The organism is Rathayibacter sp. KR2-224 (genome assembly GCF_049446075.1).
In the GTDB taxonomy this organism is placed as follows: Bacteria; Actinomycetota; Actinomycetes; order Actinomycetales; family Microbacteriaceae; genus Humibacter.
Window position 1 is genome coordinate 675,198 of record NZ_JBMSEB010000001.1, and the last position, 22,279, is coordinate 697,476.

Sequence of the window (22,279 nt, forward strand, 5' to 3'; positions counted from 1 at the left end):
ATGCGCGTCCTCCCCCGCACCCTCGCAGGACGCATCGTCTTCACCACCGTCGCCGTCGCTGTGGTCGCTGCGGTCGTCGCGGGCGCAGTCTCGCTCGGCCTCGTGCATTCGGCGTCGGTGGGCGACGCACGCTCGGAGGCGTCAGCGCTGGCCGACCAGTTGGCGGCACTGCCTCAGGACCGGCTCGAGCAGCGAGTCGCCGACGAGCCGACGGGAGCAGGCGAGCCGAAGGTCGCCGTCATCAATGCGGACGGCACGGTCACCGGCTCGCTCGGCGTCGTGCTGCGGCCGAAAGTGCGTCAGAGGCTGGCCGTGGGTTCGACGCTGTCCACGACTGTCGAGCTGGCCGGCCGACGCTTCATCGTCGAAGCACGCCAGAGCGCCGACGACGGAACGGTCGTGGTGGCGCGCTCCCTCACGTCGGTCGACGCATCCGTTTCCAGGGTGCTCGGTCAGCTCGTGCTCGCCCTCGCGATCGGGCTGGCGGTCGCGATCGGCGCAGGCGTCCTGCTCGCCCGCGTCGTCTCCCGGCCCCTGTCGAAGACCGCAGCTGCCGCTCGACGCTTGGCAAGGGGCGACCGCAACGTTGAGCTGCCGCATGCCGGAACCGCCGAGGTCTCTGATGTCGTCACAGCACTCGACGAGCTGGACGACGCGCTGACCGTCAGCGAGGCACGGCAACGCGAATTCCTGCTCTCCATCTCGCACGATCTGCGCACGCCGCTGACCGCCTTGCGCGGCTATGCCGAAGCACTCGCCGACGGCGTCGTCGGCGCCGAGGATGCCCGCGACGTGGGTTCGACGATGCTCACCGAGACCCGGCGGCTGGATCGTTTCGTGGCCGACCTGCTCGAGCTGGCGAGGCTCGAGGCGCACGACTTCGCCATGGAGCCGGCCCCGGTCGACGTCGGATCGCTGCTGGCGGAGGCCCAGGCCGCGTGGCGCGCCGTGGCCGAGGCGAGCGGTGTGGAGTTTCGATGCACGGTCCCGGCCGGCGTCAGCGCCATGACGGATGCTCATCGCGTGCGTCAGATCGTCGACGGGTTGCTCGAGAACGCCCTGCGCGCGACTCCGTCTGGAGGCGTCGTCGCGATGGAGGCGAACGTGGACGCACGCGTCGACGGCCACGATCGGGTGGTGCTCGTCGTGAGCGACAGCGGGGCCGGTCTCACCGCGGATGACCGCGAGACCGCCTTCGTGCGAGGCGCACTGCGCGACAAGTACCGCCAGACCAGGGCCGTCGGCACCGGGCTCGGCCTCTCGATAGCGCAGCGACTGACCACCAGAATGGGCGGAACTTTGCGGGCGGTCGACACGACGGGAACGCCATGGGGCGCCTCGTTCCGGCTGGAACTGCCCGCCGCGCACCCTGGGCCGTCCCTCGACACGGCGACGCGCGAGGTAGAGGCCGGCGACCATGCCCGCTCCGGCGACGAGGCGACCACGCTGTAGCCGGTCGGTAGATTGGCGACATGGGCATCTCGACCATGCGAGCGGCCGTCATCCACGAGATCGGGCCGGCCGACTCGATCTCCATCGAACAGGTTCCCGTACCGCGTCCATCGCAAGGGGAGGTGCTCGTCCGCGTCACGGCAACGACCGTGAACCACGTCGACACCTTCGTGCGCAGCGGCGCCTACCGCACCCCCTTGAGGTTCCCGTTCGTGATCGGACGCGACCTGGTGGGGGTCGTGGAGGCGACGGCATCCGACGTGACCCGGTTCCACCAGGGCGACGAGGTGTGGTGCAACAGTCTCGGCCACCACGGCAGGCAGGGCTCGGCGGCCGAATTCGCGTGCGTGCCTCAGGATCGCCTGTATCGCATGCCACACGGAGTGGACCCCGTCGAGTTCGTCGCCGTCGTGCATCCTGCCGCGACGGCGTGGCTTGGACTCGTCGAGCACGGTCGCCTGGCGGCAGGTGACACCGCGTTCGTAGGCGGTGGCGCGGGAAACGTGGGCGCATGCGCCGTCGCCTTCGCGCTCTCGCTTGGCTCGCGCGTCGTCACCACGGTAAGCGGCCGCGACCTCGAGCAGTTCACCGCATCGGGCGCGGTTGCGATCGACTACAACTCCCCCGATGTCGATGCCGTTCTGACGGACGCTCTCATCGATCACGACCGGCGGCCAGTCGAGGCCTCACCTCACAGCGGAGCGGATGTCTGGCTCGACACGTCGGGAACGCTCGCGCTGCCGCAGGCGATACCGCTCCTGGCCGAACGCGGTCGCATCGTGTTGATCTCCGGCATCGCCAGGCATGACGTGCTGCGATTCGGCGACCTGTACACGCACGACAGGGCGATCGTGGGCTTCGCGATCAGCAACGCCACGACCGACGAGCTGACTCGTGCGGCGGACGCGATCGGGAACGCCGCAGCATCGGGAACGCTGCCCACGCTCAGCGTGGCCCGGCACTCGCTCGAGTACGCCGCTGAGGCCCACGCCGATCTGGAGGCGGGCAGGACGCACAGGAGTCGCCTGGTGCTCGTGCCGTGAGGTTCGCGACAGCGCTCACCGCGACCGATGCGTTCAGCCGAGGCGCGTAGGCCTGCGGATGCGCTGGCAACGCGGGCAGTAGTGCGACGACCGGTTCATGAACGATGCCCGAACCATGGGAGTACCGCAACGCGGGCAGGGCAGACCGTCGCGTCCATAGGCGTTGAGGCTCCGCGAGAAGTAGCCGGATACGCCGTTCACATTCACGTACTGCGCGTCGAAGCTCGTCCCACCCTCCGCAAGCGCCCTGCTCAACACGGCGCGCACCTCGAAGAGCAATTCGGTGGCCTTGCGGCGCGAAAGCTCCGCAGTCGGTTGATCGAAGTGGATGCGCGCGGCCCACAACGCCTCGTCGGCGTAGATGTTGCCGACCCCGCTGATGAGCGTCTGATCGAGCAGAGCCCGCTTCACGGTCGTACGCCTCGCCGCCAGCGCACGAAGGAACCGCTCGTCGTCGAATGCCGGGTCGAGAGGGTCTCGAGCGATGTGCGCGACCTGGCTCGGCACGAGAGCCTGATCGACGCCGAACCCGCCGGGCGCGCCGTCAGGAGTCGCGAGCATCCTGTCGACGGCAAGCGATCCGAACGTGCGCTGATCGACGAAATGCACGGCCAGTTCACGGTGATCCGGATGCTCCACCGTCAGCCGTACCCGCGCATGGCGCTCGAGAGGGTCTCCCGCCTGGCGCAGCAGTACCTGCCCGCTCATTCCCAGGTGCAGCAGCAGAGCGTCGTTCTCGTCCTGCGCGGCATCGGCGCCCGAAGGCGCTGTGGGATCCGAACCGGGATGACGTCTGGATTCGAGGGGCAGCCACATGAACTTGCCGCGGCGGGCTGCGCCCAGCACGCGTCTGCCGGTGAGCAATCCGGCGAGGTCGCCGCGCACCCTGTCGTGGCGCGTGATGGCACGTTCGTCGAACACTTCGACCGAGGAGACTATTGCCCCGCTGACCACCGGTTCGAGTCCGGCGCGCACCACCTCAACCTCGGGGAGTTCTGGCACTGCTCTCGCGTTCGGTGGCCGCCGCCCAGGCCTGCAATGCTGCAGCCATCTCGGCGTTCTTCTTGCTGGTTCCCTCGCCGGTCGCGCTAACGAGGCCGTCGATCGTGACGGTGGCGTGGAAGGTCTTGTTGTGGTCGGGGCCGGTGTCGGTCACCACATACTGCGGCGGCGGGGCGGAGTGCCTGGCCGCGAGTTCCTGCAGGCTCGTCTTCGGGTCCATCGCGGCACCGAAGCGGTCCGGATTCTCGAGCAACGGCTCGATGAGGCGAAGCACAAGGGCGGTCGCCACGTCGCCGCCCGCGTCGAGATACACGGCTCCGATGATCGCTTCGACGGTGTCGGCGAGGATCGAGGACTTGTCCGCGCCCCCGCTCGAGGTCTCTCCTCTGCCGAGGAGAACGAACTCGCCGAGACCGATGGATCTAGCGACCTCGGCGAGCGCGACGCTGCTCACCAGCGATGCCCTGCGTTTGGCGAGCCCGCCCTCGTCGAGTTCCGGATGCTCGCGATACAGCTTCACCGTGACGGCCTGCCCGAGGATCGAGTCGCCGAGGAACTCCAGTCGCTCGTTGTTGGGGATGCCGCCGTGCTCGTAGGCGTACGACCGGTGAGTGAGCGCCAACGTGAGCAGCCTCGGATCGATCTGCACCCCGAGGCGCGCCGGAAGCTCCGCCGGATCGGCTGTGCCGTCGACAGCAGGACTCAGGCGCGCATCCTTGACGGTGCGCGCCTGAGTTTCCGCACGTTCCACGTGCGAAGCCTGACTAGACGTCGGCGACCTTGCGGCCCTTGTACTCCAGGAACAGCGGGGTACCGGCCGAGTCTTCGACTACCTTCGCGTGGTGCGGGAGGCTGTAGGTCACCTTGCCGTTCTCGACGGTCTTGACGAGGTTGGGAACCTCTGCCTTCCACTGCGAACGGCGCGCGTGGGTGTTGGCGCGCGACTTCTTCCGCTTGGGAACAGCCATGTCTCTACTCTTCTCTGTCTGGGGAGCCGGCTCGTTCAGACGAACTGCTCCGGCCGGCGGCGTCATCGGAAGCGGGGAACTCTGCGAGCGCAGCCCACCGAGGGTCGATGTTCTGCGAGACTTCGCGATCCGGCAGATCGGCCAACCGCTCGCCGGTCTCGGGGTCGAGACCGGGGCAATCCGGTCGGCACACCGGCTGGAACGGCAGTGACAACACCACCGCATCCCTGACAAGAGGTTCAAGATCCACGTGGTCGTCGTGAACCTCAAAGTCGAAAGCTTCCCCAGAAGAATACGCGAAAAGCTCCTGGAAGTCGACTTGGACAGGCTCGGCGATGTCGATCAGACACCGCCCGCAGACACCCGTCGCGACCGTCGTGGCTTCACCGGAAACGAGGATGCCCTCGTGCACGGATTCGAGCCGCACGTCGAGTTCGAGGTGCGAGCCGGCCTCCACGCTGAGCAGGCCTTCCCCGAGTTTGTCGGGCAGGTCGAGGCTCAGAGACTCTTCTCGCATCTCGCCTGGACGATGGATGAGGTCGCGCACACCTATGGAGTACGGATTGCGAACGGCGGGAGACACGAACGACGATTCTACGCGTCGTTCCCCTGCCGCATGCGCACCTGCCGTTCAGGCGCTGGGCACGGCTGCGGCCCTCAGCCGGCCTTCGAGCAACGAGACAGGAACAAGCATCGCTCGCACGCGTCTGGCCCATCCGGCGGTTGCCGCAATGGCTCCCACCACGGTCACGACATCGTCGGCGAGCACGGGGTCTGCCCATCGTCCCCCGGGCGGCCCGTACCTCTCCTGCTCGATCGCCTCGACGAGTTCGGCAAGGGCGACGGATGCCGCATCGCTTGTTTCGGCGTCGGGCGCCGATCCCGCGGCCCCCTGCCACGTGCGGCTCAGCCGCTCCGCGAAGGCGCGTGGAGTCTCCGTCGGTGGCGCGGCGAGTCCCAGGTCGAGCGCAGACGAGCGGAGCTCCGCCCAAGCAGCCGCTGCCGTGCCTCCTCCCTGGCGAAGGGTGTCCAGCCGTTTGGTGCGCATGCGGCGACGTATCACGGCGGGTGTCAGAAGCAGCGCGATGACGAGGAGCCCGACGGCAGCCACGCTGCTGCTCGACGAGAACGCCGCGCTTGCCGTGTCGGCCGAACCCGCCGCGGGTGCGGGCTTGTCGGTGGGCACTTGGCGCCTCGCGCCGTTCGCAGCGTCCGCGCTCGCTGTGTCGCTCGGCACGGGTGTCGCGGCAGTGGCCGTGCTGTAGTCCGGAACCGTGCCTCGGCCGACGGTGGGCTCGAATGGCACCCAGCCGACGCCGGGGAAGTACAGCTCGGGCCATGCGTGCAGGTCGTCGGAGGTCACCTGGTACTGGGTCACCTTGTTCCCTGTTCCGGTCACCTCACCGGGCAGGTAGCCGACGGCGATCCGCGCTGGGATGCCGAGCTCCCTCGCCATGAAGGTCATGGCAGCCGCGAAGTGCACGCAGTAGCCGGACTTCTGCTTCAGGAACGTGGCGATCGTGCCAGGGGTGTCGCCGTCGTACCCGCCGTTCTTCGGCGCATCAAGGGAGTAGCGGAAGTCGCCGTCGTGGAAGTACGCCTGCAACGCGACAGCCATGTCGTACGGCGTCGTCGCGCCCGCGGTCACCGACAGGGCGGTGGTGCGGATGACGCCTGGTGCGTTCTTCGGCACACTCAGGTCGTCCTGCACCGATTGCGGGTAGTCGGTTCCGGCCGAGCGCAGCTGCTTGGCCGTCGGCTCCAGGGTGCTGGATGTCACGCGATACTGCTGTCCGATCGTCGTGGCTGTGAGCCCCGAGATGGTCAGGTCGTCGCGTTCCCAGGCCCAGCTGCCGTCGAGTCCCTCGACCTTCGACGCCGGGTATGGCACGGGCAGCCACTTGCTCGTCATGTTGTGAACGTCGACGTCTGTGACGACGTCGGTGGTATGGACGTGGCTGCTCAGGCCTGGCACGCGATCGATGGACGTGGATGAGCTGAAGAACGTCGACTGCGAGCGGGTGTGACGCCAGACCTCGCCCGAGAATGCGTCGAGCGTTGTCATCTGCAGGTAACCGGGCGAGGATGCCGTGGTCGTGTAATCGATGACGGGCACCGCAACGGGACGCCGCAGGTCGGCGCCGAGGTCGATGAGCGGGCTGACGCCTTGGCCGAAGAGCACGCCCGCCGCCGGAATCGACTGCCTGCCGACCTGCTGGAATCCGGGGGCCGTCGTTCCGATGACGAGGGCGACGACGATCGCGCCAACAGCGATGGAGAGCGATGCGGCGATCTCGCGCCCCGTGCCGCGCTTGGCCCGCACGTCGACCCTGAGCAGGAGCAGATAGGCGGCAAGACACAGGATGAGCGCCATCGGCGATATGCCGGTGTCGAGCAGCGATCCCGGCGCCAGAAGTGCAGCCGCGACGACCAGCCCGACCAGGGCGGGCCTGTGACAGACGACGGCGAGAAAGTCGCAGACCCAGGCGATTCCGCCGCCGGCTGCGACGAGCAGGAAGAGGAATTCGGGCAGCGGATCGGCCGGGACCCCCTGGTCATAGAACGAGACGCCGGATCGGGCGATGAGGTCGGCGAACTGCGAGAACGTCCCCGGCGTCGGGATGAAGCCGAACAGTGACTGCCGGGGAGCGAACATCGCCGAGAGGAGCAGTAACAATGCGACGAAGGAGAGCAACGGCGCGAGCCACCTCGGGAGGGCGGCCGCGCGGGATCCGGCAGCGACCCCGAGCACCACGACAACGGCGAGAAGGAGCTGCCACCACCACTGCGCGCCCGAGATCAGCCCGACCAGAGCGACGGCGAGCGCGACCATGACCGCCAGCAGAGCGGCGCTCAGTCGCAGGTCGGCGACACGCGCGGAGAGGCCTTGCGCGGCATCCTCGAACCGAGCCCGAACCGACGCAGCGGCGGGCTTTTCGTTGCCGGGGGCCCGTCCCGGTTCTCGGTCGCGTCGAGGCGGGGCGGCAGGAGGACCTGGTGCGATGTCAAGCATGACGAACCGCCGGCGAGCCGATGCTCGAGCGGATGCCCGCACGCTGCCACGCTGCTCCTGGCGTGTCCCCGGGCGCGACGTCGACGCACGTCCACCCACGCCGTTCGAAATGCTCGCGCAACTCCGGGCGCCGACCGACGAAGAAGGCGACCGCCGGATCGCACAGCGTTCGCAACGAGGCCAGCGCGGCGAGCTCGTCGCGGTCCCCGTCGACGAGGATCGCGAAGGTGGGCACGGCCTGCGGATTGCGACGCAGAGCCGAGCCGAGCACGCCTGCAGGGTCGGTCTTGTCTCTTCGCCGTTGCTCGAGTCCGGCCAGGCCGATGAGCAGCGAGTTGGCGCCGCCAGGGGGGTCGTACGCCGATGCCGCCAGGCCGGCAAGGCCCGCGCGCCCGGTTCCCGCTCTGCCCTGCAGCTGCAGGGGCGCGGACTCCACGACGCCGAGCACGTAACCCTGCTCGATGAGGTGCGCGCCGACGGACGCCGCGAGGTCGACGGCGGTTTCGAAGGCAGGGCTCGCTCCGTGCCCATGCAGGTGACGGTGGTCGAGCCGTGCGCCGCCGTCAGTGTCGAGCAGGACCCAGGCCTCTGGGTTGCTGCGCGGCTCCTCCTGCCTGACCATGAGCTTGCCGTGCCTGGCGGTCGCGCGCCAATGCACACGGCGCATGGGGTCGCCCGGTCGGTAATCGCGGGCGATGAGCTCGTCCGCGTTGGGAATGCTGTGCTTCACCAGCTCGTGTTCGTATCCCTCGCTGCGAGACACGTCGAGTTCACCGTCGCCGAGTTCGGCGATGCGCGGAACGACGATGAGCGGCTTTGCGGAACCCGCCGCGTAGACGCAGCGCACCAGGCCGAACGGGTCCGTGCGTTCCAGCAGCAACGGTCCGACCTCGAAGACGCCGCGGCCACTGGTGGCGACGGTGTAGCGAACCGTGGCACTGTCGGAGCGGTCGCGACTGGAACGGCTGTGCTCCTCGAGCTGCGGAAGCGGGGCGAGGCCGGATGCCGTGAGCCTGGGCGGGCAGGCATCCCGCCATCGCAGGCTCGGCGTACGGCGGCTCGCTTCGTTGCGCACGGTCACGGCGACGCGTGCCGACTCACCCGCCGTGACGACGTCGGATTCGAAGACCCGGTTGACGCTGATCCATGGTCGGTCGACGGTGACGGCGATCGCGGCCGCGAGAGGGAGAAGCAGGAGAACCAACCCGAGCACGAGGAGATCGACCCTGCCGTACAGGGCGGCTCCCGTCAAAGCGAGCGCGCCGGCCGCAGCCAGGCCGGCACCTCGCCAGGTCGGTCGAGGCCGCTGCGCTGCTGGCCTGCCACGTGTGGCCGTCATGCGGCACAGGCTACTTCGGTTGCCCCGTTGGCACGGGGGTGGCCGCCACGATGCGGGCGACCACGTCGGCCAGCACTGCGGCGCGTTCGTGGTGTTGTCCCATCGCCCGGCTCGTCGGCAACAGCCTGTGCGCCAGAACCGGCACCGCGAGCGCGTCGACGTCGTCGGGAAGCACGAAGTCCCTGCCCTCCAGAGCCGCTCGAGCCTTGGCCGCCCTCACGAGCTGGAGCGTGGCCCGGGGGCTTGCGCCGAGGCGGAGGTCGGCGTCGTCGCGCGTGCCGTGCGCGATCGCAACGGCGTACTGCTTCAAGGCGTCGGAGGCGAAGACGCGTCTGGCCAGCGCCATCATCTCGCGCAGCCGTTCGCTCGTGACGACCGCACCGATGAGCGATAGCGGACTCGAGGTGTCACGGCCGGTCAGCATCTCGATCTCGGCCTGTTCGTCTGGGTACCCCATGGCGATGCGCGCCATGAAGCGGTCGCGCTGCGCCTCTGGCAGTTCGTACGTTCCCTCCATCTCCACCGGGTTCTGCGTCGCGATGACGATGAATGGATCCGGAAGGGGGTAGGTGGAACCGTCGACTGTGACGTGCCGCTCTTCCATGCATTCCAGCAGCGCGGACTGCGTCTTCGGGCTGGCTCGGTTGATCTCGTCGCCGATGACGATGTTGGCGAACACCGCACCCGGCTTGAACTCGAACCGGCGTTCCGGCTGGTTGTAGACGGACACGCCAGTGACGTCGGAGGGAAGGAGGTCGGGCGTGAACTGGATGCGGCTGACGCTGCAGTCCACCGACTTCGCCAGCGCCTTCGCGAGCATCGTCTTGCCGACACCAGGCACGTCCTCGATGAGCAGGTGTCCCTCGGCCAGCAGCACGGTCAGCGCGACCTGCACCGCCTCGTGCTTTCCGTCGATGACCGCTTCGACGTTCGCCGCAATCCGCTCGGCAGCCTCGCGTAGCTCGTCGGGTGTGATGCCTGGCTCCGCTTCGGATGCCTCGGCCGAGGCATCCGTCGGTTGTTTAGTGGGCAGACTGTTCATATCTCCTGCAGGTAGTCGTATACCGCACGGGGCACGTACGGGCTGACGTCGCCGCCCAGCGCGGCGACCTGACGCACCAGCGAACTCGACACATGAGCGTTCGCCGGGTTGGGCAGCATGAAGACGGTCTCGACACCGGCCAGATCGCGGTTCACGATGGCCATCGGCGTCTCATACGCGACATCTACCTGCGAACGGATGCCCTTCACGAGCGCGTGGGCACCCACATCCGTGCAGTAGTCCACGAGCAGGCCGACGCTCCACGCTGCGACCACGATGTTGCCTGGGAGGCGCTCGTCTGCAATGGACCGCTCGAGCAGCGCCACCCGCTGCGCGATCGGAAGCATCGCGCTCTTGTCGGGGTTGTGCACCACCAGCACGTGGATCTCGTCGAACAGGCGCGCCGAACGCGCGATCACATCGAGGTGACCCAATGTGACCGGGTCGAACGAACCAGGGACAACGGCGATCCTGCTCATAGGGCTCCAGAATAGCCGTGCGGGTTTACCTGATCGTTATCGTTCAGCGGATGCTCGGCGTGCCTTCCGGATGCCGTCATGCGCGCGCCAGGAAGTCCCGCGATCGGTCGGTCAACCGGTCGGCGATGGCGGACGCAAGTGCGCGGTGACCCGTGAGCCGCGGGTCGTGCTCGAGCACAGCCGAGGCATCCGCTCGTGCCCTCTCGATGACATCGCCGTCGCGAGCCACGCGTAGGAGGCGCAGTGATGAACGCCCGCCCGACTGGTCGCTGCCCAGCACATCGCCCTCGCGCCGTAGGTCGAGGTCGGCCTCGGCCAGCGCGAATCCGTCGAGGGTCGCAGCCACGGCGTCCACACGCTCGCGGGCGAGGGTGCCGTTCTCGGCCGCTGTCACGAACAGGCAGAGCCCTGGGACGCTGCCGCGACCGACGCGGCCGCGCAGCTGGTGCAGTTGCGAAACGCCGAACCTGTCGGCGTCGAGCACGATCATGGCAGAGGCGTTGGGCACATCCACCCCGACCTCGATCACCGTGGTCGCCACAATGAGGTCGATCGCGCCGGCCGCGAAGGCGCGCATGACGGCATCCTTCTCGTCCGCAGGCATCCGTCCGTGCAGTTCCGCCACCCTGGCTCCGGCCAGCAGCGGGTTGGCGCGAACGTCGGCAATCGTCTGCTCGACGGAGGCGACCGTGTCTGTGCGCGCATCGCCGTCGACGTCCTCTGGTACGGCCAGCTCGGCGTCTTCGACCTCCTTCTGGCTGATGGCCGGACACACCACGAACACCTGATGCCCGGCAGTGATCTCCTCGGATGCCCGTTCCCAGATGCGCTGCTCCCAGCGCGGATGCTCGGCCAACGGTACGACGAAGCTCTCGATCTTCTGCCGACCGGCAGGCAACTGGGCGATGGTGGAGACGTCGAGGTCGCCGAACACCGTCATCGCGACGGTACGCGGGATGGGCGTGGCCGTGAGCACGAGCTGGTGCGGCGGCGACGACGCCTTGCCGCGGAGCGCGTCGCGCTGCTCCACTCCGAATCGGTGCTGCTCGTCGACGACCACGAGACCGAGATCGTAGAACGACACGTTCTCGTTCAGCAGCGCGTGCGTTCCCACCACGATCTGCGCCTGCCCGCTCACGGCGCGCAGCAGAGCCTTCTTGCGCTCGGCCGCCGTGAGGCGCCCTGTCACCAGGGTGGGCATGAGTTCGGCCGAGAGATCGGGCCCGAGCGCGGAGACGATGGAACGCAGGTGTTGTGAGGCGAGAACCTCCGTCGGAGCGAGGAACGCTGACTGCCCGCCGTTGTCGGCCACCTGCAGCATGGCCCGCAGCGCGACCACGGTCTTGCCGCTTCCGACCTCGCCCTGCACGAGGCGGTTCATCGGGACGGGCTCCGCCAGGTCGTGCGCGATCTGCTCGCCGACGGTGCGCTGGTCGTCGGTGAGCTCGAACCGAAGCTGCGCGTCGAAGCGGGCGGCGTATCCGTTCGCCACGGGCATCCGCGCCATTGCTGCGGTCTCGCGGAGCCTGGCGCGTTCCTGCAGCAGGGCCGCCTGCAGCACGAACGCCTCCTGGTAACGAAGGGTGTCTCGCGCGCTGCGCCAGTCCGCGTCGTCCTTCGGCAAGTGGATGCCGCGCAGGGCATCCCCGAACGCCCTCAGTCCGTGGGCGGCGGCGATCTCAGGGGGCACGGGATCGTCGACCTCGGCAAGCACCGGAAGCACGGTCTCCCTGATCACCCGAGCGATTTTCCAGCTGGCGAGCGTGGACGTGGCCGGGTAGATCGGGATCGGGCGCAGCTGCCACGCCTCGGCGACGGCATCGGTGCCCTCGTCGAAGAGCTCGTAGTCGGGATGAGTGAGCTGCGGCGCGCCCTTGTACCTGTTCACCTTGCCCGCGAAGATGCCTCGCCGCCCCGGCACGAGCTCGTTCGCTCGCCATGCCTGGTTGAAGAACGTCAACGACATGCTGCCCGTGCCGTCGGAGATGATGACTTCGAGGATGGACCCGCGTCTCTGCCGCATTGGTCGCGACGTGCAGCGTTGCACCTCGGCGACGATGGTCACGTCTTCGTCGGTCGGAAGATCGGCGAGTTTCGTGAGCTCCCCGCGGTGCGCATACCGGCGCGGGTAGTGCATGAGCAGGTCGCCCACCGTTCGGTGTCCGAAAGCGCGAGCGAACATCGCAGCCTGACGCTGGCCGAGTGCCGCGGCGAGCGACGTGTGCAGGTCGACGGGTCCGCGGTGAGCCGGCTCGACGGGCGGGAGCGCATCGTTCAAGGCCGCGACGGTCTCGTTCGAGGGCTCCGATCGCGACCGCGGCATGTCACAAGGCTAGAACAGGCGCCCGACCAGCCGAGCGACGCCTCGACCGGCAGGGCCGAAAGCCGAAGACTGCGACACCCAATACCCTCGAAGGCATGACGCGCATCGTCTCCGGGTTCGCCGGCTCGTTGAACCTCGCGGTGCCTCGCTCAGGCACGAGACCGACCAGCGATCGGGTGCGAGAGGCGATCTTCTCGTCATTGGAGGCGATGGATGCCATCCGCGGCATGAACGTGCTCGACCTGTATGCCGGTTCTGGCGCGCTCGCGCTCGAAGCGGTCAGCCGGGGAGCGGCGTCCGCCGTGCTGGTCGAGCAGAACTCGCAGGCGGCGGGCGTGTGCCGGGCCAACACCGCTGCGGTGCTGAAGGCGGCCGACCGCGCGCGTGCGGGCATCCGCATACGCGTTGACGTGCGGCAGAGCTCGGTGCGCGCCTTCCTGAGCCAATCGGCTGCCGGTCGATTCGACCTCGTCTTCCTCGACCCCCCTTACGACGTCTCCGACGGAGAGCTTGCGGCCGTGTTGTCTGTACTCGTGCCGCACCTCAGCGAGGATGCCGTGGTCGTGGTCGAGCGCAGCACGCGCTCGCCCGAGCCCGAATGGCCGCACCCGCTCGAACCGCTGCGCTCGAAATCGTACGGAGAGACGGCCGTGTGGTTCGCTCAGCCGGAGGCGCCGTCCCATCCCGAGTAGGGGTCCCAGCCGCTCCCGCGCTGGTACGGCTGGCCGTCCACGCTCACCCGTGAGCCCTCTTCCTCCCTGTCAGGCGAGGCCGGGAGCACGGCGCCGATTGCGCGGAAGTGCTCAGGCAGCAGGGCCTCCGGTGGAAAGCAGGCCAGAAGCGCGTGGTCCTCTCCCCCTGCCAGCGCCCATTCCGGCTCGGACCCGAGGTCGCGCGAGTGCACGTCGATGACCACGCCGGATGCCTCCGCCACCCGCCCGGCATCGAGCGCGAGTCCGTCGCTCACGTCGAGCATCGCGGTCGCTCCCGCCAGCGCCGCTGCCACGCCCGCCGCTATGGGTGGGTTGGGCCGACGCTGAACGGCCACCTCGGGAACGCGAACGGCGACGTCGGCTGCGCGGGCCGCGTCTGGCACGCCGTCGGCGTCCACCGCCTTGGCGAACAAGGCGTTGAGACCCTTCGCCGCAAGCCCCAGGGTGCCTGCCACCGCGACGACATCACCGGGGCGGGCACCGGATCGCAGCACGGGTTCACGGCCCTGCAGGTCGCCGAAAGCCGTCACGGCGACGGTGAAGACGTCAGAGACGGAGAGGTCGCCGCCCACCACACCGCATCCGGGCGCCAGCGCTTCGCAGCCCTGCCGCAGTCCGTCGGCCACCTGCTCGAGCACCGTCACGGGCGTGCCGGGGGGTGCGGCGATCGCAACGACCAAAGCGGTCGGCACCGCGCCCATGGCCGCCACGTCTGCAAGGTTGGTCGCTGCCGCCTTCCACCCGATGTCCGCGGGGCTCGACCAGGCCCAGCGAAAATCGGGTCCCGCGATCATCATGTCCGTCGTTACGACGTACCGGCCGTCGGGTGCCGCCAGCACGGCGGCGTCGTCCCCCGGGCCGATGATCGCGACCGAAGACTGCGGCAGCCGGGGGAAGATGCGGCGCAGGGTGGCGAGCTCGCCTTCGGAGGCCAGAGTTGCGGCATCCGTTGCGCGCCCAGAATCCACCATGCCTCTCACGCTATCGCGGCCGCCGGATCGGCTCGGCCACGGTCCGACTGTCAGGGTCGCTCACGACAAGGCCCGATATCGTGATCGGGATGCCTGCCCGTGCCCGCCGTGTCGCCTCCGTCCTAGCGGTGTGCGCCTGCGCCCTGCTGCTCACGGCGTGCGCCCCGGCCGTCGCGCTGAAGCCCGCTCCTGACGCCAACGATCCACGCTGCGCCGACGTTACCGTGCACCTGCCGGACACCATCGCCGGCAAGGCCAAGCGCGAGACGAACGCGCAGGCGACCGGCGCGTGGGGCAACCCCGCCGCGGTACTGCTGCGGTGCGGCGTCTCCCCCATCGGCCCGACCACCAAGCCGTGCATCACCGTGAACGGCATCGACTGGGTGCTCGAGAACGACCCGGCCGCCTCTGCCCTGCGGTACATCACGTTCGGCCGCGTGCCCGCGACAGAGGTGGTGATCGGGCACGGCAAGAACGGTGTGCCCGACGCCTCGGTGCTTCCTGCCCTCGCGGATGCCATCGGCCAGATCCCGCAGCAGAAGCAGGAGAAGTGCCGCAGCACCTCCGACATCACCTCGCCTTCGGGTACGCCGACGACGACGCCCGAGCCGAGCTCGACCGCCACCCCGGCGGGCTGAACCAGACCGTTACGGTGTAGGCCTACCGCTCGAGCGCCAGCTCGATCAGCTCGTCTACCAGCTTGGGATAGCTGAACCCCGAGGCCTGCCACACCTTCGGGAACATCGAGATGGGTGTGAACCCCGGCATGGTGTTCACCTCGTTGATCACCCACCCGTCATCGGTGAGGAAGAAGTCGACGCGGGCCAGGCCTGCACAGTCGATGGCCCGGAACGCCTGCACCGCGAGCCTCTGCATCTCAGCCAATTGCTCGGCGGTGAGGTCTGCCGGGCAGACGAGGTCGATTCCGGGGGCATCCAGATACTTCGCCTCGAAGTCGTAGAACCCTCGGCCGGTCACCACGATCTCGCCGGCGACGGATGCCCGTGGCGGCTCTCCCGCACGCCCGCCGAGCACGCCGATCTCCACCTCGCGTCCGACGACGGCGGATTCCACGATGGCCTTGTCGTCTTCGGCGAAGGCCACGTCGAGTGCATCCGAGAGACCTTCGGCCGACGCGATCTTGGTCACGCCGACGCTGGACCCCGCACGCGCGGGCTTCACGAACAGGGGCGAGCCGAGCCCACGCACTCGCTCGGCGACGGCATCCTGCGCGCGCTCCCATTCGTTCCTGGTGACCGTGACCCATGGTGCGACGCCGATGCCTTCGGCCTGCAGCACGACCTTCGTGAAGTGCTTGTCCATGCCGAGCGCGCTGCCGAGAACGCCAGACCCGGCGTAGGGGATGCCCGTCAGCTCCAGGAGACCCTGAATGGTGCCGTCCTCGCCCCACAGCCCGTGCAGGATGGGCAGCACGACGTCGACCTCGCCGAGCGAGGTGACGATTCCGTCGCGCTCGACGGTCAGCTCCCTCGACCGGGTAGAGTCCGGCCAACGCACCCGGCTGCCGTCGTCGCGAACGCTGGGCAGGGCATCCGGGTCGAGCGCGAATGCTGCTGGGTCGTCGCGCTCCAAGACGAACGCGCCGTCGCGCGTGATACCGACCGGAATGACGTCGTAACGGTCGCGGTCAAGCGCCCCGAGCACCCCGCCCGCCGTGGCGCAACTGATCGAATGCTCGCTCGAACGCCCGCCGAAAAGAAGCACGAGGACGCGCTTGTGAGTCATCCGTAGTCCTTTCACCCCGCGGGGTGTCGTCGGTGGTGAGGTGGGGGGCCAGATCCTTGGGTTCGAGCGTACCGGCTAGCACCTGACCCACTTGCTCGACGATCGGCATCTCGACCCCCTTCGCCCTAGCCAGAGCCAGGATCGGAGCGACGGATGCCAGTCCCTCCGCGGTCTGATTCATCTGCTTAACGACCTCGGCGAACGCGTACCCCTGGCCGAGCAGGCGGCCGGCCGTGTTGTTGCGCGAGAGCGGCGATTGGCAGGTCGCGATAAGGTCGCCGAGGCCGGCCAGTCCCGCCAGCGTCTCGCGCTCTGCGCCGTGCGCGACGGCGAAGTCCGTCATCTCGACGAGGCCTCGCGTGATGATGGAGGCCTTCGTGTTCTCGCCGTATCCAACGCCGTCGACGATGCCGATCGCCACGGCGATGAGGTTCTTCAGAACGCCGCCGAACTCCGTACCGACGACATCCGTGTTGACGAACGAACGGAAGTAGGGGTTGCGGGCAGCGAGCGCGACCTCGTGCGCCGTCTCCATGCTCGCCGACGACACGACCGCAGCTGTCGGCTGCTTCTTCGCGATCTCCAGCGCCAGGTTCGGGCCGGATGCCACGGCGATGCGCTCCGGCTCGATGCCGAGCACCTCGGCGATGACCTCGCTCATGCGCAGGCCGCTGCCCTTCTCGACGCCCTTCATCAGGCTGACGACAGGGATGTCTGCGGGCAACAGCGGCTCGATGGCCAGCAGGTTCTCGCGAAGGCTCTGGCTTGGCACCGAGACGAACAGCTGGTCAGGCCTGGCCAGCGCCTCGGAGAGGTCGGAGGTCGCCGTGACGTTGCGCGGCAGGTTGATGCCTGGCAGGTACTGGCTGTTGCGTCTCGCCTCGCGAATCTCGCGTGCCGCCTCGGGACGCCGTGCCCACAGGGTCACGTCTGATCCTCCGTCGGCCAGCACCTTGGCGAAGGTGGTTCCCCAGCTGCCGGCGCCAAGCACGGTGACGCGCCTCGCCGGCGCGGGCTTAGCCCTCAAAACGCCCCGTCTCGCTCTGCGCGTGGTCCGCGGGATCCCATCTCGTCGCAGGCGCCTTCTCGCCGCGCAGCTTCTCCAGCTCGTGACTGATCGCCTGCATGATCTTCTCGGTCGCGGCCGTCAGCACACTCGCGGTGCGGGGCGCGTCTCGGAACTCGGAGAGGTCGACTGGGGTTCCGATCGAGAACGTGATGGTCTTGCGCGGGAACAGGCTGACCTTCTTCGAGTACCTGCCCATGAGCTCCTGCGTTCCCCAGTGCGCGACGGGGATCACAGGGATGCCGTAGTCGAGCGCGAGCCGAGCGGCCCCCGTCTTGCCGCGCATGGGCCACAGGTCCGGGTCACGCGTGAGCGTGCCCTCCGGGTAGACGATGACGACGTTGCCGTCGTCGACGATGTGCTGCGCCTGCGCGATCGGAGCACCACGGCCGCCATGGCTGCGACTCACCGGAACCTGGCCGGAGCGCTTCAGGAACCAGCCGACGACCGGGACCGAGAAGAGGCTCTCCTTGGCAAGGAAGTGCGGAGCGCGCCCCGCCCGCCAGATCATCGAGCCGACCACCAGTGGGTCGATCTCGCTGTAGTGGTTCGGCGCGATCACGTACGCACCGGCGAGCGGAAGGTTCTCGCGGCCGTGCACCTTGAAGCGGGCCACCGTGCCGATCAGCGGAACGACAACGCCTGCCATGGCCCAGAAGACGCTGGGACGCATCGTCTCTTTGCGAATGCGGTGCGGCTTCTGCACCTCTGTGGAAGCTTGGGCGTTCCCGCCGAGCACGGGTGAGGCATCCGGTTCTTCGGGTGATGTCGGCACCCGCCCATTATCCGCCATCGCGTATTCCGGGCCACGCCACCGGTTCCCGCAGTGCTTCGTCACTCGAACGCACCCCAACGAGACTTGGCGCACGCGACGAGGCTCGGCGCACAGGCACACGCCTCGTCGTGTACACCAAGCCTCGCTCGGCCGGCGGCCCAGGCCGCCGGCGGCTTACGCCTCGAAGACGAAGTCGGCGCCCAGCTGCTCGAGCTTGCCGATGAAGTTCTCGTACCCGCGGCTGATGATGCCCACGTTGCTCACCGTCGATGTTCCGTTGGCCGTGAGCGCGGCGATCAGGTGGCTGAATCCGCCACGCAGGTCGGGCACCTCGATGTCCGCACCGTGCAGCTCGGTCGGCCCAGAGATCACGGCGGAGTGGTTGAAGTTGCGCTGACCGAAACGGCAAGGATGCCCGCCGAGGCACTCCTTGTGGATCTCGATCGTTGCGCCCATCTCCACCAGGGCGTCCACGAAGCCGAAGCGCTGCTCGTACACCGTCTCGTGCACGATCGAGACGCCCTTCGCCTTGGTGAGCGCGACCACGAGCGGCTGCTGCCAGTCCGTCATGAAGCCGGGGTGGACATCCGTCTCGATGATGACCGGCTTGAGCGGTGCACCCGTGTGGTAGAACCGGATGCCGTCGTCGTGGATGTCGAACGCACCGCCCACCTTGCGAAACACGTTGAGGAACGTGAGCATCTCCGGCTGGCGTGCGCCGCCGACGAAGATGTCACCCTCGGTCGCCAGCGCTGCCGCCGCCCAGCTCGCGGCCTCGTTGCGATCGAACAGGGCTGTGTGGCTGTATCCGGTGAGGCGCGAGACGCCCTCGATGCGGATGACGCGGTCGGTGTCGACCGTGATGATCGCGCCCATCTTCTGCAGGATGTTGACGAGATCCATGATCTCGGGCTCGATCGCCGCTCCGCGCAACTCGGTGATGCCGTCCGCCTTGACAGCCGTGAGCAGCACCTGCTCGGTGGCGCCCACGCTGGGGTACGGCAGCTCGACCTTCGCCCCGTGCAGGCCGTTGGGCGCGGTCATGCGAATGCCGCTCGGCAGCTTCTCGACGACCGCACCGAATCGGCGCAGCACCTCCAGGTGATAGTCGATGGGCCGGTCTCCGATGCGGCACCCGCCGAGGTCGGGGATGAACGCCTCGCCGAGTGCGTGCAGCAGAGGCCCGCAGAACAGGATCGGGATGCGGCTCGACCCGGCATGCGCGTCGATGTCCGCCATGTGCGCACTTTCGACGCCCGTCGGATCGAGAAGCAGCACGCCCTCTTCCGGCCCGTCTGTGACCTTCACTCCATGGATGTCGAGCAGACCACGCACGACGCGTACGTCGCTGATGTCGGGCACGTCCCGCAGTTCGCTCGGACCGTCGGCGAGAAGGGCGGCGACCATCGCCTTCGTGACGAGGTTCTTCGCCCCCTTCAGCTGGATGCGTCCCCTGAGCGGTCGTCCACCGTTGATGGTGATCTTTTCTGCAGCCAATCCCATTCGGGCACCCGCCGCCTGCGCATCCTGAAGAAGTGAGTTCACTAGATTTTCACCGGCAATGTCTTGGGCCGCCACGACTCGCGGCGCGCTTCGAATTCTGTGATCTGCGCCTCATCACGCAAGGTGAGGCCGATGTCGTCCAGCCCCTCGAGCAACCGCCACCTAGTGTAATCGTCGATATCGAAATCGACGGTCAGGCCCGCGATGCTCGCCTTTCGCTCAACCAGGTCGACCGTCGCCTCTATTCCCGGGTTGGCGTCGATGGCGGCCCAGATCTTCTCCAGGTCGTCTTCGCTGATGGTTCCGGTCAGCAGCCCCTGCTTGCCCGAGTTGCCTCGGAAGATGTCGCCGAACCTCGGGCTCAACACGGCCGTGAAACCGTAGTCGCGCAGCGCCCACACGGCGTGTTCCCGGGAGGACCCGGTGCCGAAATCGGGGCCGGCGATCAGGATGCCGCCGTTCCGATATGGCTCCTGGTTGAGCACGAAGTCGGGGTCCTGCCGCCATGCGTAGAACAGGGCATCCTCGAAGCCGGTCTTGGTGACCCGCTTCAGAAACACCGCTGGGATGATCTGGTCGGTGTCGACGTTGGACCGCTTCAGCGGCACCGCGACGCCTGTCAGCGTTGAGATCTTGTCCATGTCAGCGCACCTCCGCCTGAGCCCCGGGTTGAGAAGTAGCCGACGGGTCCGCCTGCGGATCGAGGTCCCACGGGCTGGAGAGCGTGCCGCGGATGGCTGTGGCCGCGGCGACGACGGGCGACACCAGGTGGGTGCGCCCGCCTTTCCCCTGCCTGCCTTCGAAGTTGCGGTTGCTCGTCGACGCGCACCTCTCGCCCGGCGCCAGCTGGTCTGGGTTCATGCCGAGGCACATGGAGCATCCCGCGAAGCGCCATTCGGCGCCGAACTCCTCGACGATCTTGTCGATGCCCTCCGCCTCGGCCTCCAGCCGCACGCGTGCCGAGCCAGGCACGACCATGACGCGCACGCCGTCGGCCTTCTTCTTGCCCTTGATGACGGAAGCGAATGCGCGGAGGTCTTCGATGCGCGAGTTGGTGCACGAGCCCATGAAGACGGCATCTACCTTGATGTCCTTGAGCGGGGTGCCCGCCTTCAGGTCCATGTACTCGAGCGCGCGTTGCGCCGCTGTGCGGGCATTCGGGTCATCGAAGCTCTCCGGAGACGGAATGACGTCGCTCAGCGAGACGCCCTGCCCGGGGTTCGTGCCCCACGTGACGAACGGCTCGAGCGTGTCGGCGTCGATGAAGACCTCGGCGTCGAACACCGCGTCGTCGTCGGTGGTGAGCGTCTTCCAGTACTCGACCGCGGCGTCCCAGTCCTCCCCCTGCGGCGCGTGCGGACGCCCCTTCAGGTAGGCGAACGTGGTCTCGTCCGGTGCCACCATGCCTGCCCGTGCGCCTGCCTCGATGGACATGTTGCAGATGGTCATTCGGCCTTCCATCGACAGTGCCCGGATGGCGCTGCCGCGGTACTCCAGCACGTAGCCCTGCCCGCCGCCCGTGCCGATCTTGGCGATCACGGCCAGGATGATGTCCTTGGCCGTGACGCCGGGACGCAGCGCGCCCTCGACGTTGACGGCCATCGTCTTGAACGGCTTCAGCGGCAGAGTCTGCGTGGCCAGAACGTGCTCGACCTCGCTCGTGCCGATGCCGAACGCCATGGCCCCGAACGCACCATGCGTCGAGGTGTGCGAGTCGCCGCACACGACGGTGATGCCGGGCATCGTCAGTCCCAGCTGCGGTCCGACGACGTGCACGATGCCCTGCTCGACATCGCCAAGCGAGTGCAGTCGGATGCCGAATTCCTCGGCATTCCTGCGCAGCGTCTCGATTTGCGTGCGGCTCGTCAGGTCGGCGATGGGCTTGTCGATGGCGAGCGTCGGAGTGTTGTGGTCTTCCGTGGCGATCGTCAGATCGGGCCTGCGCACGGGGCGGCCCGCCATCCGCAGCCCGTCGAACGCCTGCGGGCTCGTGACCTCGTGCACCAGGTGCAGGTCGATGTAGATGAGGTCGGGACTGCCGTTCTCGCCCTTGACGACGAGGTGGTCGTCCCAGACCTTCTCGGCCAAGGTACGGGCGCGTGCCGTGGGTGGCTCGACGTCGGCTGCTGCCTCGTCAGAGCGCACGGCATCGGATGCTGTGCTCATGCTGTCGAATTCTCCTTGCGTGTTTTCCGGACGAGCGCCCGGGGTTTCAGCCACGAAAGATCTCCGCGACGAGGGAGGCCTGAAAGGAACTAGGACTCGTCGCGGCGGCTAAGGAGGAGGGAGACGACCAGCACGTCTTCAGGTTAGCATCCATGCCGGCCGCGTTCCTGAGTAGCGAGGTGCGTTCACGCCATGATGACCTGCACGCGGTAGCTGCCGAGCAGAAGCGTGCTGCCCGCCGCGAGCTCCGTCGCAGCGCCTGGGACGAGCGGGGTCGCCGCGCCTGAGACATCGAGCACGCTGACGCCGTTCGTGGAGTGCAGGTCGGTGGCGCGGATGCCGTCGCCTGCCACCTCGATCGCGGCGTGCGTCTTCGAGACGCTCCTGGCCGGGTCGTCCACCGGGAGCAGATCTGCGGTGTTCCACGGCTCGAATCGCACGGGGTTGCGCCCGACGAGCAGCGCTCCGTTCACCGGGACCCGTGCGCCGGTGGGAAGCACCACGAGCCACGCCGGTGCGGCGTTCGCCTGCGCATCGCCGGAAGCGGGCCCGGGCGGGTTGAACGCGGGAAGAGACGGACCGGGGCGAGGCATCCGCTCGGTGCGGGTGTCGGTGTCGTGCCTGGGCGGAACAAGCCCGGGCGGCGGCGTGATGAAACCCGGCGTGTCCACGGGCGTC

Annotated in this window: 21 protein-coding genes; 4 read left to right on the forward strand and 17 right to left on the reverse strand. The window is 68.2% G+C overall.

The window, feature by feature from the left end:
- Together ACO2Q7_RS03205 and ACO2Q7_RS03210 are read left to right on the forward strand one after the other, a co-directional pair.
- Positions 1-1,452 (forward strand): sensor histidine kinase, encoded by a 1,452-nt coding sequence (locus tag ACO2Q7_RS03205; RefSeq protein ID WP_423354188.1) that lies wholly within the window; start codon positions 1-3, stop codon positions 1,450-1,452.
- A gap of 20 nt (positions 1,453-1,472) precedes the next feature.
- Positions 1,473-2,495 carry an alcohol dehydrogenase catalytic domain-containing protein gene (locus tag ACO2Q7_RS03210; protein WP_423354189.1) on the forward strand — a complete coding sequence of 341 codons (1,023 nt, stop codon included), beginning with the start codon at positions 1,473-1,475 and terminating at the stop codon, positions 2,493-2,495.
- A 33-nt stretch (positions 2,496-2,528) separates the two neighbouring features.
- On the opposite strand, the gene mutM is transcribed toward ACO2Q7_RS03210, so the two are convergent.
- From mutM to ACO2Q7_RS03255, 9 genes are all read right to left on the reverse strand, one after another.
- Positions 2,529-3,497, reverse strand: a complete 969-nt coding sequence (mutM, locus tag ACO2Q7_RS03215; protein WP_423354190.1) for a bifunctional DNA-formamidopyrimidine glycosylase/DNA-(apurinic or apyrimidinic site) lyase — start codon at positions 3,495-3,497, stop codon at positions 2,529-2,531.
- Positions 3,475-4,203 (reverse strand): ribonuclease III, encoded by a 729-nt coding sequence (rnc, locus tag ACO2Q7_RS03220; protein ID WP_423355948.1) that lies wholly within the window; start codon positions 4,201-4,203, stop codon positions 3,475-3,477. Before rnc ends, mutM begins: the two co-directional genes overlap by 23 nt.
- Before the next feature lie 58 nt (positions 4,204-4,261).
- On the reverse strand, positions 4,262-4,465 hold the full coding sequence (rpmF, locus tag ACO2Q7_RS03225) for a 50S ribosomal protein L32 (protein ID WP_146318687.1): 204 nt from the start codon (positions 4,463-4,465) through the stop codon (positions 4,262-4,264).
- A 4-nt stretch (positions 4,466-4,469) separates the two neighbouring features.
- Positions 4,470-4,982: a YceD family protein gene (locus ACO2Q7_RS03230; protein ID WP_423355949.1), complete on the reverse strand. Its 513-nt coding sequence runs from the start codon at positions 4,980-4,982 to the stop codon at positions 4,470-4,472.
- Positions 4,983-5,096: 114 nt separating this feature from the next.
- On the reverse strand, positions 5,097-7,478 hold the full coding sequence (locus ACO2Q7_RS03235; RefSeq protein WP_423354191.1) for a transglutaminaseTgpA domain-containing protein: 2,382 nt from the start codon (positions 7,476-7,478) through the stop codon (positions 5,097-5,099).
- Positions 7,471-8,817 (reverse strand): DUF58 domain-containing protein, encoded by a 1,347-nt coding sequence (locus ACO2Q7_RS03240; RefSeq protein WP_423354192.1) that lies wholly within the window; start codon positions 8,815-8,817, stop codon positions 7,471-7,473. Before ACO2Q7_RS03240 ends, ACO2Q7_RS03235 begins: the two co-directional genes overlap by 8 nt.
- A gap of 10 nt (positions 8,818-8,827) precedes the next feature.
- Positions 8,828-9,859, reverse strand: coding sequence for an AAA family ATPase (locus ACO2Q7_RS03245; protein WP_423354193.1), 1,032 nt, complete (start codon positions 9,857-9,859; stop codon positions 8,828-8,830).
- Positions 9,856-10,338: a pantetheine-phosphate adenylyltransferase gene (gene coaD / locus ACO2Q7_RS03250; protein ID WP_423354194.1), complete on the reverse strand. Its 483-nt coding sequence runs from the start codon at positions 10,336-10,338 to the stop codon at positions 9,856-9,858. Before coaD ends, ACO2Q7_RS03245 begins: the two co-directional genes overlap by 4 nt.
- Before the next feature lie 76 nt (positions 10,339-10,414).
- The gene (locus tag ACO2Q7_RS03255) at positions 10,415-12,661 is read right to left on the reverse strand and encodes an ATP-dependent DNA helicase RecG (RefSeq protein WP_423354195.1); all 2,247 of its coding nucleotides are present in this window, start codon (positions 12,659-12,661) and stop codon (positions 10,415-10,417) included.
- Between the two features lie 95 nt (positions 12,662-12,756).
- On the opposite strand from ACO2Q7_RS03255, the gene rsmD reads away from it, so the two are divergent.
- Positions 12,757-13,353 carry a 16S rRNA (guanine(966)-N(2))-methyltransferase RsmD gene (gene rsmD / locus ACO2Q7_RS03260; protein ID WP_423354196.1) on the forward strand — a complete coding sequence of 199 codons (597 nt, stop codon included), beginning with the start codon at positions 12,757-12,759 and terminating at the stop codon, positions 13,351-13,353.
- Here the strand turns inward: rsmD and thiL are convergent.
- Positions 13,323-14,345, reverse strand: coding sequence for a thiamine-phosphate kinase (gene thiL, locus ACO2Q7_RS03265; RefSeq protein WP_423354197.1), 1,023 nt, complete (start codon positions 14,343-14,345; stop codon positions 13,323-13,325). The two genes, rsmD and thiL, sit on opposite strands and share 31 nt — an antisense overlap.
- An 89-nt stretch (positions 14,346-14,434) precedes the next feature.
- Between thiL and ACO2Q7_RS03270 the strand changes: the two genes are divergently transcribed.
- A complete protein-coding gene (locus tag ACO2Q7_RS03270) occupies positions 14,435-14,983 on the forward strand; it encodes a DUF3515 family protein (protein WP_423354198.1) in 549 nt (182 codons plus the stop codon).
- A 22-nt stretch (positions 14,984-15,005) separates the two neighbouring features.
- On the opposite strand, the gene ACO2Q7_RS03275 is transcribed toward ACO2Q7_RS03270, so the two are convergent.
- The 7 genes from ACO2Q7_RS03275 to ACO2Q7_RS03305 form a co-directional block, all read right to left on the reverse strand.
- On the reverse strand, positions 15,006-16,091 hold the full coding sequence (locus ACO2Q7_RS03275; protein ID WP_423354199.1) for a D-alanine--D-alanine ligase family protein: 1,086 nt from the start codon (positions 16,089-16,091) through the stop codon (positions 15,006-15,008).
- A complete protein-coding gene (locus tag ACO2Q7_RS03280) occupies positions 15,994-17,082 on the reverse strand; it encodes an NAD(P)H-dependent glycerol-3-phosphate dehydrogenase (protein ID WP_423354200.1) in 1,089 nt (362 codons plus the stop codon). The genes ACO2Q7_RS03275 and ACO2Q7_RS03280 overlap by 98 nt, the downstream gene beginning before the upstream one ends.
- Before the next feature lie 25 nt (positions 17,083-17,107).
- Entirely contained in the window at positions 17,108-17,932 is an 825-nt protein-coding gene (locus ACO2Q7_RS03285; RefSeq protein ID WP_423354201.1) for a lysophospholipid acyltransferase family protein, read from the reverse strand.
- Positions 17,933-18,106: 174 nt separating this feature from the next.
- A complete protein-coding gene (murA, locus tag ACO2Q7_RS03290; RefSeq protein WP_423354202.1) occupies positions 18,107-19,477 on the reverse strand; it encodes a UDP-N-acetylglucosamine 1-carboxyvinyltransferase in 1,371 nt (456 codons plus the stop codon).
- On the reverse strand, positions 19,477-20,076 hold the full coding sequence (leuD, locus tag ACO2Q7_RS03295) for a 3-isopropylmalate dehydratase small subunit (protein WP_423354203.1): 600 nt from the start codon (positions 20,074-20,076) through the stop codon (positions 19,477-19,479). The genes murA and leuD overlap by 1 nt, the downstream gene beginning before the upstream one ends.
- A 1-nt stretch (position 20,077) precedes the next feature.
- Positions 20,078-21,601 carry a 3-isopropylmalate dehydratase large subunit gene (gene leuC / locus ACO2Q7_RS03300; protein WP_423354204.1) on the reverse strand — a complete coding sequence of 508 codons (1,524 nt, stop codon included), beginning with the start codon at positions 21,599-21,601 and terminating at the stop codon, positions 20,078-20,080.
- 185 nt (positions 21,602-21,786) lie between these two features.
- Positions 21,787-22,272: an FHA domain-containing protein gene (locus tag ACO2Q7_RS03305; RefSeq protein ID WP_423354205.1), complete on the reverse strand. Its 486-nt coding sequence runs from the start codon at positions 22,270-22,272 to the stop codon at positions 21,787-21,789.
- Positions 22,273-22,279: the final 7 nt, after the last annotated feature.